Source organism: Enterobacter cloacae complex sp. 394F7, from assembly GCF_057320385.1.
On record NZ_JBXWCS010000021.1, the window covers coordinates 19459 to 34941 of the forward strand.

A 15483-nucleotide genomic window follows, 5' to 3' on the forward strand; every position below is an offset into this window, starting at 1 on the left:
ATGAGTCTGACCATCACGTTAACGGGCACCGGCAGTGCCCAGCTGGTCCCGGTGTATGGCTGCGATTGCGCGGCATGCCGCCGGGCACGTCTGCAGGAAAACTATCGTCGTCGGCCCTGTAGCGCGGCCGTCAAATTCAATGATGCGGTGACGCTACTGGACGCGGGTATTCCGCACCTGATGGACGACTGGCCAGCCGGCAGCTTTCAGCAGTTTTTGCTGACCCACTACCATATGGATCACGTTCAGGGGCTGTTTCCCCTGCGCTGGGGCGTTGGCGCGACGATCCCCGTTTACGGCCCGCCGGATGAAGCCGGATGTGACGATCTCTTCAAACACCCGGGCATTCTGGATTTCAGCCATACGCTGGAGCCGTTTGTGATGTTTGAGCTGCAGGGCTTGCGGGTGACGCCGCTGCCGCTCAACCACTCGAAGCTTACCTTTGGTTATCTGCTGGAGTCCGCCCACAGCCGCGTGGCGTGGCTCTCTGATACTGCCGGATTGCCGGAGAAAACGGTGAAATTTCTGCTCAACAACCAGCCACAGGCGATGATCATCGACTGTAGCCATGAACCGCGCCCGCAGACGCCGCGCAACCATTGCGATTTAAACACCGTGGTGGCACTGAACGAGGTGATTGGCTGCCCGCAGGTGATCCTGACCCATATCAGCCATCAGTTTGACGAGTGGATGATGGATAACCCGCTGCCGGACGGCATCGAAGCGGGATATGACGGCATGGTGTTGGTACTGGATTAGGTTTTCTCCCTCTCCCATGGGAGAGGGTTGAGGTGAGGGCAACAGGCCGCACTTAACCGCGATCGTAATCGTCTTCTAACCGCCGCTCATCCTCTTCCAGGCGTCGTCTGTCGTCATCAAGCTGGCGCTGGCGCTCGTCTAAACGGCGGCGTCTGTCTTCAAGCTGCCGACGGCGGTCGTCATACTGACGGCTATCAATGCGACGGTCATCGTCATAACGATCGTCATCATCGTTGCTACGGCTGCTGCCGGGGTTATAGGCATCGTTGATCGCCTGCTGAATGTTGCCAATGGCATCATCAATCACATCGGCATGCGCCAGTTGGCTGGAGAGTGACAGCAGACCAAATAACAGAGCGGTAGAGTAACGTTTCATAAGGCCAGACTCGCAGGTGAACTGGCCTTACGGTAATTAACCGCAAACGGGAGAGGTAGCGGAGGAATCTCAAATTATGATCACCTTCCGCAGCGCCTGCGCCAGCTGTACGCGGGTAAACGGTTTGCGCAGTAGCGCTACATCCGGCAGTTGTGGATTGTGCGTCGGACGTAAATCCTGACCGCTGATCAACAACACCGGCAGTTGCGGGTAGTGGCTGCGCACGTGGTTAATCACCTCCGCCCCGCTCAGGCTGCCCGGGAGCATCAGATCACTGATAAACATGCCGATATCCGGCGAGGCCGCCAGCATGTTCAGTGCCTGCTCACCGCTTTCCGCTTCAAGGGTCAGGTAGCCAAGCTGATGCAGTTGCTCGCACAGGGTCTGACGAACATCGGCCTCATCTTCCAGGACTAGCACCAGCCGTTCGTTTTCAGCGGATGCGGTGGCAGAGTGCGTTTCATCTTCAGGGACGACGGGCAGCGTTGAGCGCGGCAGATGGAGCCGCACGGTGGTGCCTTGTCCCGGCGCGCTTTCAATTTCGACGCGGCCGCCGGACTGACGCACAAAACCGTACACCATCGACAGCCCTAAACCACTGCCACTGCCGGTCTGCTTGGTGGTGAAGAACGGCTCGAACACCCGGGATTTGACCTCCTGCGTCATACCGCTGCCTCGGTCGATCACCTCCAGCGCCACCATATCCTGCCTGCGTCCGTCGCTGCGAGTGACGCGCTGATTCCACGTGCGGATCTTAATCACGCCCGTCTGCCCCTCCATCGCGTCGCGGGCGTTCATCACCAGGTTGATAATGGCGTTTTCGAGCTGGCCAACGTCAATCCACGCCGGCCAGGCCGGGGATTGAGCCTCTATCTCCAGGCTCAGGGTGGCGGGCAAGGAGTGGCGCATCAGCTCTCTGAGATTCTCCAGCAGCGGTTTCATCTCTACCGCATGCGGAGTCAGGGATTGCTTGCGGGAAAAAGCCAGCAGACGCTGGGTCAGCAACGCACCGCGCTCGGCGGCATTGAGCGCGCGGGCGATACGTGGGGCATCACTGGAGTCGGGATCGGTTAGCTCCAGGCTACCGATTATCACCGCCAGCAGGTTGTTGAAATCATGTGCCAGCCCGCCCGTCAGTTGACCTACGGCCTTCATCTTCTGGCTGTGCAGCAGCGCCTCCTCCAGTCCCTGACGCTCGATGCGGTCGATCTCCATCTGGGAGGTTTTCTCTTTCAGCAGACGGGTAGTGTGCTCCAGCGAGGCGGTATTGCGGGCAAAGACGTTAAACGCACGAGCCAGCTCTCCCAGCTCATCACGCCGCTGCAGTGCGGGCACCGAAACGTCCTGCTCGCCATGGGCAAGACGCGACATCGCCCGGGAGATCGCCGTCAGGTTGGAGCCCAGATTGCGGTAGATATACCAGCAGGCGCAACCGGTGATGATCAGCGCCAGTACGGCGAATATGCTGATAAATACGCTGATGGACCGCAGCTCCTGATGACTCTGGGCCGTACGCAGCCGGGAAGCCTCCGCCACCTGCTCAACGTACTGATTGATATCGCTGTTTAATATCGCCACCAGCGCCTTGATGTGGAACATATACCAGCTTATCGCCAGGTCGCTCTCTTCAAGCTGCTTTGACAGCGGGGCAAGCCTGCGCAGCTCGTCGTTGAAATCGGGCAAAACAAGATTCACCACGGGCTGCGTCGCACGCTGGGGCAACGTTGCGGTAACGGCGTCCAGCTGCTGTAGGGTGGCGCGCGGTGAGGGGGTATCGATGGCGGCGAGAATCAACCTGTCCATTTCCGCAAGCTGCTGCGCATCCGGGATGTTGCTGCCAAACCGACGGTTAATATCCTGCAGATGGCGTAAATAGCTCTGGCTTTGATACAGCGAGCTAAGCAGCGCGTTACGCTGCAGATGGCGCCGCTGTCCGCGCTCCAGCATGCCCGTCACGCTTTGCTGTAACTCATTACTACGACGAATAATACGCGCCACCAGCCCCGGCTCCTGCTGCGCTAAGGGCGCATCTGCGAGCTGTTCCAGCGAGTGCCGCAGCGCCATTTGGGTCTGCTTCAGCCTCTCGGCCTCTCCTTTGTATTCCAGCGCCCCCACCACCTGCGAAAGCCGTACCGCCGCGGTTGCCACGCTGGCGGTATCGCGGGCGAGGTTCATGCTGCCGGTCATGTCATCCAGCGTCTGCTGTTGTACCTGTTCCTGGATCTGGCTGGCATGCCGAAAACCCAGAACCGCCACACCACTGACCATCAGCGTCACCGCCACCACCAACAGATTAAAGATCAGCAGACGACCGCGGGCGCTGGCGAAGAACGGCGAGCGTGATGGCATGGGATTGGGCTCCTCTGCAAATGGGTGCCCTCACCCTGGCCCTCTCCCACAGTCAGAGGGAAAAGAGAAATGTGACGGCGATTAGCTATTCATAACTATGACAAATATGAACGGCTTCTGACATTTTGCATTTACGCACCTGTGATGAAGTGCAGATATCAACCTTCACAGGAGATCCGCCATGAGCAGAACCCCGGTACTGGAGATGCGCAGCATTGCCAAAACGTTTGGCAACTTCCACGCGCTCAAGGGTGTGGATTTGACGGTCTTTCCCGGTGAGATCCACGCGCTGATGGGTGAAAACGGCGCGGGGAAAAGCACGCTGATGAAGATCCTCGCGGGCGCCTACACCGCGACCAGCGGCGAGATCCTGATTGACGGTCAGCCGTATCACATTAAAGGCCCGAAGGATGCGCTGGCCGCAGGCATTACCCTGATCTATCAGGAGATGCAACTCGCCCCCAACCTGACGGTTGCGGAAAACATCTTTCTTGGCAGCGAACTCTCGCGCGGCGGACTGGTGCAGCGTAAAGAGATGGCCGCCCAGGCTCAGGCGGTCATCGACCGTCTGGGTGCAAACTTCAACGCCACCGACCTGGTGATGAAGCTGACTATCGCTGAACAACAGCAGGTGGAAATCGCCCGCGCGCTGCACCGTAACAGCCGCATTCTGGTGATGGATGAACCCACTGCCGCCCTCTCCTCGCGTGAAACCCATCGTCTGTTTGAGCTGATCCTGCGCCTGCGGGATGAAGGGATGGCGATCATCTATATCAGCCACCGCATGGCGGAAGTGTACGAACTCTCTGACCGGGTCAGCGTCCTGCGTGACGGGCAATACGTCGGTAGCCTGACGCGCGACAAACTAAACGCATCTGAGCTGGTGAAAATGATGGTGGGTCGCCCCTTAAGCGATCTGTTCAACAAAGAGCGCGATATCCCGCTCGGCAACCCGCGTCTTAACGTGCATCACCTCACCGACGGTAAAAAAGTCCAACCCTGCAGCCTGCAGGTGCGCTCAGGGGAAATCGTCGGCCTGGCGGGGCTGGTCGGTGCCGGTCGCTCCGAGCTGGCACAGCTCATCTTTGGCGTACGTAAAGCCACGGGCGGAATGATTGAAGTGGACGGCGAGCCGGTGGTGATACACTCCCCGCGCGCGGCCATTGAAAACGGGATCGGTTTTCTTACCGAGAACCGCAAGGAGCAGGGGCTGTTCCTGGAGCTGGCGGCGCAGGAGAACATCACCATGGCGACGCTGGAGCGCGACGCCACCTTCGGCATGCTTAACCGCAAAAAAGCGCAGTCCATTTCTGACGATGCCATCGCCCTGCTGAATATCCGCGTGCCTCACGCACAGGTCCGCGCGGGCGGTCTGTCAGGCGGTAATCAGCAGAAATTGCTGATCTCCCGCTGGGTGGCGATTGGTCCGCGTATTCTGATCCTCGACGAACCGACGCGCGGTGTCGATGTCGGCGCAAAAAGCGAAATCTACCGCATCATGAACCAGATGGCGCGCAAGGGCGTGGCGATTTTGATGATCTCCAGCGAACTGCCGGAAGTGGTGGGCATGAGCGATCGCGTCTATGTCATGCGTGAAGGCAGCATCGCCGGGGAACTCCACGGACACGACATCTCTCAGGAAAACATCATGACGCTGGCAACCGGCGTGAACGACTCACATCATCAGGCGGTGCAACTATGACAACTCCAACCCATCCGCAGCAGGTGGCAAAATCTGCCTCCGCCAAAAAAATGCTGATGAGCGATCTGATGCAAACGGTCGGCATTTTGCCCATTCTCATCCTGATCGTGGCGGTTTTTGGCTTTATCGCCCCTAACTTCTTTACCGAAAGCAACCTGCTCAACATTACCCGACAGGCGTCGATCAACATCGTGCTGGCGGCAGGGATGACCTTCATCATCCTGACCGGGGGGATTGACCTCTCCGTCGGGTCTATTCTGGGTACCACGGCGGTCGCCGCGATGGTGGTGTCGTTAATACCGGAATTCGCCGGGCTCTCTATTCCCGCCGCGCTGATGCTCGGACTGGTGCTGGGGCTGTTCAACGGCGCGCTGGTGGCCTTTGCCGGACTACCGCCGTTTATTGTCACCCTCGGCACCTACACGGCTCTGCGGGGCGCAGCGTACCTGTTGGCCGATGGCACGACGGTAATTAACTCGAACATCAATTTTGAGTGGATAGGCAATAACTATCTTGGCCCCGTGCCGTGGCTGGTGGTGATTGCCCTGGCGGTGATTGTGGTGTGCTGGTTTATCCTGCGTCGCACTACGCTTGGCGTTCACATCTATGCGGTAGGCGGCAACATGCAGGCGGCACGCTTAACGGGCATCAAAGTCTGGCTGGTGTTGCTGTTTGTGTATGGCATGAGCGGCCTGCTCTCCGGGTTAGGCGGTGTGATGAGCGCGTCGCGCCTCTACAGCGCCAACGGAAACCTGGGCATGGGTTACGAGCTGGATGCGATTGCGGCGGTGATCCTCGGCGGCACCAGCTTCGTTGGCGGGATCGGCACGATCACCGGCACGCTGGTGGGAGCGCTGATTATCGCCACCCTCAACAACGGCATGACGCTGATGGGCGTCTCCTACTTCTGGCAACTGGTGATCAAAGGCGCGGTGATCATCATTGCGGTGCTGATCGACAAATACCGTACCCGACACCATCAAAGTGCATAACAACAATATTTCCCTAAATCATTCTGGTCGCAGGAAGGCGGCAAGTGAGTGAATCCCGATGAGCTTACTGTAGTAAGTGATTCGGGTGAATGAGCGCAGCCAACGCATCTGCGCCCAGAAGGATGACGGGAAACCCTACGTGAGGAAGAGAGCATGAGATTGAAGCCCTTAGTGACCGCGCTCTGTGCTGGCGCGCTGCTTGCCGCAACGCCGTTTGCGCAGGCGAAAGATCTGAAGTCCATCGGCGTAACGGTGGGTGACCTGGCCAACCCGTTCTTCGTGCAGATCACCAAAGGTGCCGAGCTGGAGGCGCGCAAGCTGGCGGGGGATAACGTCAAAGTGACGCTGGTCTCCAGCGGGTACGATCTGGGCCAGCAGGTGGCGCAGATCGACAACTTTATTGCCGCCAAAGTGGACATGATCATCCTCAACGCCGCAGATTCTAAAGGGATCGGCCCGGCGGTGAAACGCGCGAAAGAGGCCGGGATCGTGGTGGTCGCGGTTGACGTGGCGGCAGAAGGTGCAGACGCGACGATCACCTCCGATAACACCCAGGCGGGCGAAATGGCCTGTAAGTACATCACCGACCGCCTGAACGGCAAAGGCAATGTGGTGATCATCAACGGACCACCGGTCTCTGCCGTCCAGAACCGTGTGGAAGGTTGCCAGACAGAGTTCAAAAAACACCCGGATATCAAAGTGCTCTCCGATAACCAGAACGCCAAGGGCAGCCGCGAAGGGGGTCTGGAAGTCATGACCTCGCTGCTGGCGGCCAATCCGAAGATCGATGGCGTCTTCGCGATTAACGATCCGACCGCGATCGGTGCCGATCTGGCGGCGAAACAAGCGCAACGCAACGAGTTCTTTATCGTTGGTGTGGACGGTAGCCCGGACGGCGAAGAAGCCCTGAAGCGGGAAAACTCCCTGTTTGTGGCGACGCCGGCACAAGATCCGCAGGTCATGGCGGCAAAAGCGGTTGAGATCGGCTATGACATTCTACAGGGCAAACCGGCGCCGAAAGAGCCTGTGCTGATCCCGGTGACGATGATCGATAAAAAGAACGTCGGCACGTATAAGGGGTGGACGGTTAAGTAACAATTGTGCGGCCCGATGCCCTCACCCTAACCCTCTCCCACAGGGAGAGGGGACTGGGCCGACAAAAAACACAAGGAGTCCCCATGAAACGCTCCGAAATCAACGAAATCCTCGGCCACACGCGGCAGTTTTTCTCCATGCACGACGTGCATCTCCCCCCTTTTGCCAGCTTCCCACCCACAAAATGGCAACAGCTCGATCAGGCCGCCTGGCAGGAAGTGTTTGACCTTAAGCTCGGTTGGGACGTAACGGCCTTTGGCGGCAGCAGCTTTGCCGCGCAGGGGCTCACGCTGTTTACCCTGCGCAACGGCTCACCAAACGGCACGCCGTATGAAAAATGCTACGCCGAAAAAATCATGCACGTACGCGACGGTCAGGTCACGCCCATGCATTTTCACTGGCGCAAACGGGAGGACATCATCAACCGCGGCGGTGGAAATCTCATTATTGAGTTATGGAATGCCGGTGCACATGCAGAGACCGAAAACACGGACGTCACCGTCACGATAGACGGTTGCCAGCAGACCCACGCACCCGGCAGCCAGCTGCGCCTTACACCAGGGGAGAGCATCTGCCTGACGCCCGGCCTGTACCACAGTTTCTGGGGTGAACGCGGTTTTGGCGACGTGCTGGTGGGCGAAGTGTCATCGGTCAATGACGATGAACACGACAACCACTTTTTGCAGCCCGTTGCCCGCTATAACAACATCGAAGAAGACGAACCGGCGGTGCTGGTACTGTGCAACGAGTACAACCTGTTTCGGATATAAGGGGTAAATGATGCCATTGATTTCTCTTGCCGACGGTCTTGCGCACGCCAGGCAACATCGCTACGCGCTGGGCGCGTTCAACGTTCTCGACACCCACTTCCTGCGCGCCCTGTTTGCCGCGGCGAAGCAGGAGCGCTCGCCTTTTATCATCAACATCGCCGAAGTGCATTTTAAATACGTGTCGCTGGAGTCGCTTGTCGAAGCGGTTAAGTACGAAGCCGCCCGCCACGCGATCCCCGTGGTACTCAACCTCGACCACGGCCTGCACTTTGACGCCGTGGCGCGCGCCCTGCGCTTAGGGTTCAGCTCCGTGATGTTCGATGGCTCGACACTGAGCTACGAGGAGAATATTCGTCAGACGCGTGAAGTGGTGAAGATGTGTCACGCGGTGGGCGTGTCGGTGGAGGCAGAGTTAGGTGCCGTCGGTGGCGATGAAGGCGGAGCGCTCTACGGCCATGCGGATGAAGCGTACTTTACCGACCCGCAGCTGGCACGGGAATTTGTCGATTCAACCGGCATTGACGCGCTGGCCGTCGCCATTGGCAACGCACACGGCAAATACAAGGGCGAGCCAAAACTCGATTTCCCCCGTCTGGACGCCATTCGCCAGCAGACCGGGCTGCCACTGGTGCTGCACGGCGGCTCCGGGATCAGCGATGCTGATTTTCGTCGCGCCATTGAACTTGGTATTCATAAAATCAATTTCTATACCGGCATGTCCCAGGCCGCGCTTTCCGCCGTTGAGCAGCGTATGGCCAACCGCCAGCCGCTGTACGATGAGTTTGCCGAGCTGCTGCTGGGCATAGAAGAGGCGATTACCGATACGGTCGCCGAACAGATGCGCATCTTTGGCAGCGCGGGGCAGGCATAATGGAACGCAAAGGGATCATCGCCGCGGGCAATATGCTGGTGGATCACGTTCACCAGATCGTGCAATGGCCGGAACGCGGCTGGCTGGCAGAAATTACCCACAGCGAGCGTTCCACCGGCGGCGCGCCGCTTAACGTCCTGCTGACGCTGGCGAAAATGCACGTCGGCCTGCCGCTGCAGGCGGTGGGGCTGATTGGCGAAGACAGCGACGGGGACTACATTCTGGCAATGCTCGACCAGTATCACGTTAATCGGCAGCGCGTACAGCGCACCACCTTTGCGCCAACCTCCATGTCGCAGGTGATGACCGACCCCAGCGGACAGCGCACCTTTTTCCACTCTCCCGGGGCCAACCGCCTGCTGGATCTCCCCGCGTTTGACCGTCTCGACGGCACAATGAAAATCTTCCACCTCGGCTACCTGCTGCTGCTCGACAGTCTGGATATGCCAGATGACGAATACGGCACCCGCAGCGCACGGCTGCTGGCGCAGATGCGCGAACAGGGGTATGAAACCTCGCTCGATCTGGTCTCCCGTAAGGGCGATCCGCGCTATCAGCCGCTGGTCCTCCCTGCCCTGCGTCATCTCGATTATCTGGTCATTAACGAACTGGAAGCCGGAGAATTTAGCGGCCTTGAGATGCGCGACGGCAACGACGCACCGCACGTTGCCCACATCGCTGAAGCCGCCGCGCAGCTGCGGGCGGCAGGCGTCCGGCAGCGGGTGGTGATCCACTGCCCGGAAGGCGCCTGGGGAGAAGCCGCAAACGAAGAAGGACGCTGGATCCCCTCATGGAGGCTGACTCAGGAGGAGATTATTGGCAGCGTCGGCGCGGGCGACGCCTTTTGTGCCGGTTTCTTATATGGCTGTCATGAATCGCTGCCGCTGGCAGAGAGTATTTACCTGGCGCATGCCTGCGCCCGGGCAAGCCTGCTGGCCGCGAATGCCATTGATGGAGCAAAAACGCTGGAGGAATTGACGCGCTTTATTCAGGAGAGCAGCGCCTAAATTAACAAAAATTGCGATTTTTGATTACAGTTCTATGAATTTTGCATAGCCGAACTACACTCTCTGCGTCTGGCACATTCGGCGTGGGCAACATATTGCCCACACGCTTTTCCGAAATGAGAGATACAGAGGACAAGGAAAAATGTTCGCAGCAATTATCATCGCTATATTTATTATCAGTGTTATTTATGCGCATTCGCGCGGCAAAGAAAAACAGACGCTTTCCCGTCAACTTTTCGACCACTCCACCTTTATGGCGCCTATCAATATGTTTATGACGGCGTTCTCTTCGCTGCCCGCCAGACAGGCCTTTTTTGAAACCGAGCGCTTTCCGGAATTAAATAAACTGACGGAAAACTGGGAGGTCATTCGCGAAGAGGCGCTGCGTTTGCAGGATCATATTAAGGCGGCACAAAATCATAACGATGCCGGTTTTAACACCTTCTTTAAACGCGGCTGGAAACGGTTTTACCTCAAATGGTATGCCGATGCGCATCCCTCGGCTCAGACCCTGTGCCCCGTTACGACACAACTGGTGAGTGAGATCCCATCCGTGAAAGCGGCAATGTTTGCCGAACTCCCGGCGGGCGCGAAGCTCGGCAAGCATCGCGATCCTTACGCCGGCTCGGTTCGTTACCATTTAGGCCTGGTCACGCCAAATAACGATCGCTGCTTTATAGAGGTTGACCAGCAGCGCCACAGCTGGCGTGACGGTGAGGCTGTCATCTTTGATGAAACTTACGTGCACTGGGCGGAGAATAAATCGGATCACACGCGGATTATTCTCTTCTGCGATATCGAACGTCCGATGAAATGGCGCTGGGCGCAGGCGGTTAACCACTGGGTCGGGACAACGCTGATGTCAGCGGCCAGCTCCCCCAATGACGATAACGACCGCACCGGGGGAATCAACCGTATCTTCAAATATGTGCACGCCGGGCGAGAACGCGGTCAGCGTCTGAAGAAGCGTAATCGGAAACTCTATTACGCACTGAAGTACATGGTCATCACAGCGATTTTCGCCGCGCTTATTGTCGCTGCCATAACGTAAGCACTTACGCCGCCCTATCGGGATGACAGACATCGGCGGCAAAGACGTAGCCCAGCCCGCGGATCGTTTTGATTAATGCGGGCTGGTGCGGATTGGCTTCGATTTTCCGGCGCAGGCGCATGATCAACACGTCGATGGTGCGGTCAAACACATCGGCACTTTCGCTGTGGGTCAGCTCAAGCAGCTGCTCGCGGCTCAGTACCCGGCGGGCATTCTGGGTAAGCGCCAGCAGCAGGCCGTATTCACCCTGGGTCAACGGTACGGGGTTACGCTGCGGATCGATCAGTTCGCAGCGGGTGGTATCCAGCGTCCAGCCATTAAAAGCAATGCCCGCCACTCGTGGCGCGGGCGTGTCGGCCGCCAGCGCTCCGGTACGCCTGAGCACGGCTTTAACCCGGGCGACTACCACACGCGGATTAAACGGTTTGCCAATGTAGTCGTCGGCCCCCATCTCCAGCCCTACCACCACGTCAGACTCACTGCCCAGCCCGGTAAGCATCACTACCGGCAGATCCGGGCGTTGCTTTTGCAACTGCAGCAGGACCTGCAGGCCGTTGATATCCGGCAGCATCATGTCCAGCAGGACCAGGGCAATTCCCGGTTCCTGATGAACCCGGTTCAGTGCGTCCTGTCCGTTATGGCAGACGAGCACCGTAAAGACGTGCTCGCTGAGCACATCCTGCAGCAGCTCGCACACTGCCGTATCGTCATCAACCACCAGAATCGCCGGTTTCATCGCATGCTTCCGTCAGGGGATTATGTTAAGTCTGAACTATTCTGCCGTCGGCTCCAGCCAAATGGATTTTTACGTGACGGAATTACAACCCATGTCACATCCGCTGCCTTTTCGACACGTCAATTTTGACGATTGCCTGCTTTTCGTCAGGGTTTTGCCAGGAGAACGCCCGTAAAGTCGAGTGATACCCACACTAAAAACATGGCATAAAAGCTGCATTATGGCTGCGAAATGATTAACTGGAGCAGACTGATGAAAAAAGTCGTCACGGTTTGCCCTTATTGTGCCTCAGGTTGCAAGATCCACCTGGTGGTCGATAACGGCAAAATCGTCCGGGCGGAGGCCGCACAGGGGAAAACCAACCAGGGCACGCTGTGCCTGAAAGGGTACTACGGCTGGGATTTTATTAACGATACCCAAATTCTCACCCCGCGCCTGAAAACCCCCATGATCCGCCGTGAACGCGGTGGCAAGCTGGAAGCCGTCTCGTGGAACGAGGCGCTGGACTACGTCGCCACCCGCCTGAGCGCCATTAAGGCTAAATATGGCCCGGATGCGATCCAGACCACCGGGTCATCGCGCGGGACGGGTAACGAAACCAACTATGTAATGCAAAAATTCGCGCGCGCCGTTATTGGAACCAATAACGTCGACTGCTGCGCTCGCGTCTGACACGGCCCATCGGTTGCAGGTCTGCACCAGTCGGTCGGAAACGGCGCAATGAGTAATGCAATTAACGAGATAGACAACACCGATCTCGTCTTTATCTTCGGTTATAACCCGGCAGATTCTCACCCGATTGTCGCGAACCACGTTATTCGCGCCAAACAGAACGGGGCGAAAATCATCGTCTGCGATCCGCGCAAAATCGAAACGGCTCGTATTGCAGATATGCACATCGCGTTGAAAAACGGCTCGAACATCGCGCTGTTGAACGCCATGGGGCACGTCATTATTGAGGAGAACCTCTACGACCAGGCGTTTGTCGCCACTCGTACGGAAGGTTTTGAAGAGTATCGGAAAATTGTCGAAGGCTATACGCCAGAATCTGTCGAAGCGATCACCGGCGTCAGCGCGCAGGAGATCCGCCAGGCAGCAAGGATGTACGCCGGGGCGAAAACCGCCGCCATTCTGTGGGGCATGGGCGTGACCCAGTTCTATCAGGGCGTGGAAACCGTGCGTTCCCTGACCAGCCTCGCCATGCTGACCGGCAACCTTGGCAAGGCACACGTCGGCGTGAACCCGGTACGCGGTCAGAACAACGTGCAGGGTGCCTGCGATATGGGTGCGCTGCCGGACACCTATCCGGGCTATCAGTACGTGAAGTTCCCGGAAAACCGCGCGAAGTTTGCCAAAGCGTGGGGCGTGGAAAGTTTGCCGGAGCACACCGGGTATCGCATCAGCGAGCTGCCGCACCGGGCGGCACATGGTGAAGTGCGGGCGGCTTACATCATGGGCGAAGATCCTCTCCAGACCGATGCTGAGCTCTCTGCGGTGCGTAAAGGGTTTGAGGATCTGGAGCTGGTGATTGTTCAGGACATCTTTATGACCAAAACCGCGGCAGCGGCGGATGTGATTTTACCGTCAACGTCCTGGGGCGAGCATGAAGGGGTTTACACGGCGGCAGACCGTGGCTTCCAGCGCTTCTTTAAAGCGGTGGAGCCGAAGTGGGATCTGAAAACCGACTGGCAGATCATCAGCGAAATTGCCACCCGCATGGGTTATCCGATGCACTACAACAACACCCAGGAGATCTGGGACGAGTTGCGGCATCTGTGTCCGGACTTCTACGGTGCAACCTATGAAAAAATGGGTGAACTGGGGTATATCCAGTGGCCATGCCGGGATGAGTCTGAGGCCGACCAGGGTACGTCGTATCTCTTTAAAGAGAAATTCGACACCCCAAATGGGCTGGCACAGTTCTTCACCTGCGACTGGGTTGCCCCCATTGATAAACTCACTGATGAGTATCCAATGGTGCTTTCCACTGTGCGTGAAGTGGGCCACTACTCCTGCCGTTCGATGACCGGCAACTGCGCGGCGCTGGCAGCGCTGGCGGACGAACCTGGTTATGCGCAGATCAACACCGCCGACGCTGAACGTCTTGGCATTGAAGACGAAGCGCTGGTATGGGTGAACTCGCGTAAAGGCAGGATCATTACCCGTGCGCAGGTCAGCGATCGTCCCAACAAAGGGGCGGTGTACATGACCTATCAGTGGTGGATTGGCGCCTGTAACGAACTGGTGACGGAGAACTTAAGCCCGATAACCAAAACGCCGGAGTATAAGTACTGCGCCGTACGCGTGGAGCCGATTGCGGATCAGCACGCTGCGGAACAGTATGTGATCGACGAATATAACAAGCTGAAAGCCCGCTTGCGCGAAAGTGCGATGGGATAATAATATTATTTAATTGATGAATAAAGGGAGTGAAATATTCACTCCCTTTTTATTTCCGCTTAACTCATTAATAATATCAATTATTAATCTTGAAAGCTGCTCGCAGAAATAATGTAAATTGCACGAAAAAGAATTACATCTTTGCATTTTGATTCAGATGGATAAGATGTGCGGCGGGTGCTTAAGACTTTCTGTCTTGAGCATTGTTGAGGGACAGAAAGTGGAAAGCCCCGGGAAATATTCATTTACCCGAGGCTACCCCCAACAACCTACAGGTTGAGAGTAGCCTCTTATTCTTTTTTTGACAAGGAGTAAAAGGCATGACGCCATTAAAAACTGCGTTAGGCATTGTCTTTATTATCTGCCTGACGATAGTGATCTTTATCTTTATCACTCGCGGAAAGTTATGCGAACTGACAATAAAGAGTGAACATCAGGAGGTGGCGGCGAAATTAGCCTGCGTTGCAGGCTAACCTCTGCGGGCGGAATGACAGTTCCGCCCGGCTTGCAGGATGCTGAGGTCTTAACGCACCCGTTTTTTTATTCTATGGCCGCGATTATACTGCGCGGCGTGTACCCAGATGATAAGAATCCATGAAACCATTTTTACTGTTGTTATTACTTGTTACGTCGTTCGTCCATGCCGATGAGATTGGCAGCCAGTACAAAGCACAGGCGGAGGCGGGCGATGCACGCGCTCAGTATTATCTCGCCGACACCTGGTTCAGCTCCGGCGACAGCAAGCAGGCGGCAATGTGGGCAGAGAAAGCGGCAAAAGGGGGCGACATCGATGCCATGGCCCTGTTGTCTCAGATCCACTTTACTCAGGGCGATTACGCTCAGGCTAAAGCTCTGGCACAGCAGGCCACGATTGCGGGCAGCAAGCGTGGCGCCATTATGCTGGCACGCGTCCTGGTGAATACCCAGGGTGGCAAAACAGACTACCCACAGGCCATCAAACTGCTGCAGACGGCCACCGAAGATATCGACAACGACTCAGCGGTAGATGCGCAAATGCTGCTGGGTCTGATTTATGCCAACGGTGTAGAAGTGGCCCAGGACGATGCTCTGGCGGCATCGTGGTTTAAGCGCAGCTCGTCTCTGTCACGCACTGGCTATGCCGAATACTGGGCAGGGATGCTGTTCCAGCAGGGCGAGAAAGGCTTTATCACGCCCAATAAACAGAAGGCGCTCTACTGGTTGAACCTGAGCTGTACGGAAGGGTTTGATACGGGATGTGAAGAGTTTGATGCGTTGAGCGGAGAATAACGTGCCGGGTGGCGGCTTCGCCTTACCCGGCCTTGTATTATCCTCCCGTACAGAAAGAACCGGCCAGTTCTTTCTGTCAGGCAGTCCACATGCCGTACCCGGCCTT

General features: G+C 57.1%; 14 protein-coding genes. 11 read left to right on the forward strand and 3 right to left on the reverse strand.

Annotated elements, in window-relative coordinates; all coding sequences use genetic code 11:
* On the forward strand, window positions 1-759 hold the full coding sequence (gene phnP / locus AC2FAK_RS21840; protein WP_095455742.1) for a phosphonate metabolism protein PhnP: 759 nt from the start codon (window positions 1-3) through the stop codon (window positions 757-759).
* 52 nt (window positions 760-811) lie between these two features.
* Here phnP and yjdP read toward each other — a convergent pair whose 3' ends face one another.
* Both yjdP and AC2FAK_RS21850 read right to left on the reverse strand, forming a co-directional pair.
* Entirely contained in the window at window positions 812-1135 is a 324-nt protein-coding gene (gene yjdP, locus AC2FAK_RS21845) for a DDRRRQL repeat protein YjdP (protein ID WP_029882896.1), read from the reverse strand.
* A gap of 69 nt (window positions 1136-1204) precedes the next feature.
* Complete coding sequence (locus tag AC2FAK_RS21850) at window positions 1205-3484, reverse strand: hybrid sensor histidine kinase/response regulator (RefSeq protein WP_023621473.1); 2280 nt, start codon at window positions 3482-3484, stop codon at window positions 1205-1207.
* 181 nt (window positions 3485-3665) lie between these two features.
* On the opposite strand from AC2FAK_RS21850, the gene AC2FAK_RS21855 reads away from it, so the two are divergent.
* The 7 genes from AC2FAK_RS21855 (at window position 3666) to lpxO (ending at window position 10972) form a co-directional block, all read left to right on the forward strand.
* Window positions 3666-5186: a sugar ABC transporter ATP-binding protein gene (locus tag AC2FAK_RS21855; RefSeq protein WP_038418478.1), complete on the forward strand. Its 1521-nt coding sequence runs from the start codon at window positions 3666-3668 to the stop codon at window positions 5184-5186.
* Window positions 5183-6178, forward strand: coding sequence for an ABC transporter permease subunit (locus AC2FAK_RS21860; RefSeq protein WP_013095095.1), 996 nt, complete (start codon window positions 5183-5185; stop codon window positions 6176-6178). The genes AC2FAK_RS21855 and AC2FAK_RS21860 overlap by 4 nt, the downstream gene beginning before the upstream one ends.
* Before the next feature lie 153 nt (window positions 6179-6331).
* Window positions 6332-7273 carry an ABC transporter substrate-binding protein gene (locus tag AC2FAK_RS21865; RefSeq protein WP_013095094.1) on the forward strand — a complete coding sequence of 314 codons (942 nt, stop codon included), beginning with the start codon at window positions 6332-6334 and terminating at the stop codon, window positions 7271-7273.
* 83 nt (window positions 7274-7356) lie between these two features.
* Complete coding sequence (locus tag AC2FAK_RS21870; RefSeq protein WP_095455741.1) at window positions 7357-8043, forward strand: D-lyxose/D-mannose isomerase; 687 nt, start codon at window positions 7357-7359, stop codon at window positions 8041-8043.
* Between the two features lie 10 nt (window positions 8044-8053).
* The gene (locus AC2FAK_RS21875) at window positions 8054-8914 is read left to right on the forward strand and encodes a ketose 1,6-bisphosphate aldolase (protein ID WP_095455740.1); all 861 of its coding nucleotides are present in this window, start codon (window positions 8054-8056) and stop codon (window positions 8912-8914) included.
* A complete protein-coding gene (locus AC2FAK_RS21880) occupies window positions 8914-9921 on the forward strand; it encodes a carbohydrate kinase family protein (RefSeq protein ID WP_095455739.1) in 1008 nt (335 codons plus the stop codon). Before AC2FAK_RS21875 ends, AC2FAK_RS21880 begins: the two co-directional genes overlap by 1 nt.
* Window positions 9922-10063: 142 nt before the next feature.
* Window positions 10064-10972: a lipid A hydroxylase LpxO gene (lpxO, locus tag AC2FAK_RS21885; RefSeq protein WP_095455738.1), complete on the forward strand. Its 909-nt coding sequence runs from the start codon at window positions 10064-10066 to the stop codon at window positions 10970-10972.
* 4 nt (window positions 10973-10976) lie between these two features.
* Here the strand turns inward: lpxO and AC2FAK_RS21890 are convergent, their stop codons facing one another.
* On the reverse strand, window positions 10977-11708 hold the full coding sequence (locus tag AC2FAK_RS21890) for a response regulator (RefSeq protein ID WP_013095088.1): 732 nt from the start codon (window positions 11706-11708) through the stop codon (window positions 10977-10979).
* Window positions 11709-11960: 252 nt separating this feature from the next.
* On the opposite strand from AC2FAK_RS21890, the gene fdhF reads away from it, so the two are divergent.
* From fdhF to AC2FAK_RS21905, 3 genes are all read left to right on the forward strand, one after another.
* Complete coding sequence (fdhF, locus tag AC2FAK_RS21895; protein ID WP_077681898.1) at window positions 11961-14108, forward strand: formate dehydrogenase subunit alpha; 2148 nt, start codon at window positions 11961-11963, stop codon at window positions 14106-14108.
* Between the two features lie 320 nt (window positions 14109-14428).
* Window positions 14429-14581: a Hok/Gef family protein gene (locus AC2FAK_RS21900; protein ID WP_095455737.1), complete on the forward strand. Its 153-nt coding sequence runs from the start codon at window positions 14429-14431 to the stop codon at window positions 14579-14581.
* Window positions 14582-14702: 121 nt separating this feature from the next.
* Window positions 14703-15377 (forward strand): tetratricopeptide repeat protein, encoded by a 675-nt coding sequence (locus AC2FAK_RS21905; RefSeq protein ID WP_020686651.1) that lies wholly within the window; start codon window positions 14703-14705, stop codon window positions 15375-15377.
* Window positions 15378-15483 lie beyond the last annotated feature (106 nt).

Coding starts and splice junctions, on each gene's coding strand:
- lpxO (WP_095455738.1), top strand. CDS start 10,064: ATGTTCGCAGCAATTATCATCGCTATATTTATTATCAGTGTTATTTAT.
- phnP (WP_095455742.1), top strand. CDS start 1: ATGAGTCTGACCATCACGTTAACGGGCACCGGCAGTGCCCAGCTGGTC.
- AC2FAK_RS21855 (WP_038418478.1), top strand. CDS start 3,666: ATGAGCAGAACCCCGGTACTGGAGATGCGCAGCATTGCCAAAACGTTT.
- yjdP (WP_029882896.1), bottom strand. CDS start 1,135: ATGAAACGTTACTCTACCGCTCTGTTATTTGGTCTGCTGTCACTCTCC.
- AC2FAK_RS21865 (WP_013095094.1), top strand. CDS start 6,332: ATGAGATTGAAGCCCTTAGTGACCGCGCTCTGTGCTGGCGCGCTGCTT.
- AC2FAK_RS21890 (WP_013095088.1), bottom strand. CDS start 11,708: ATGAAACCGGCGATTCTGGTGGTTGATGACGATACGGCAGTGTGCGAG.
- AC2FAK_RS21900 (WP_095455737.1), top strand. CDS start 14,429: ATGACGCCATTAAAAACTGCGTTAGGCATTGTCTTTATTATCTGCCTG.
- AC2FAK_RS21905 (WP_020686651.1), top strand. CDS start 14,703: ATGAAACCATTTTTACTGTTGTTATTACTTGTTACGTCGTTCGTCCAT.
- AC2FAK_RS21875 (WP_095455740.1), top strand. CDS start 8,054: ATGCCATTGATTTCTCTTGCCGACGGTCTTGCGCACGCCAGGCAACAT.
- AC2FAK_RS21860 (WP_013095095.1), top strand. CDS start 5,183: ATGACAACTCCAACCCATCCGCAGCAGGTGGCAAAATCTGCCTCCGCC.
- AC2FAK_RS21880 (WP_095455739.1), top strand. CDS start 8,914: ATGGAACGCAAAGGGATCATCGCCGCGGGCAATATGCTGGTGGATCAC.
- AC2FAK_RS21850 (WP_023621473.1), bottom strand. CDS start 3,484: ATGCCATCACGCTCGCCGTTCTTCGCCAGCGCCCGCGGTCGTCTGCTG.
- AC2FAK_RS21870 (WP_095455741.1), top strand. CDS start 7,357: ATGAAACGCTCCGAAATCAACGAAATCCTCGGCCACACGCGGCAGTTT.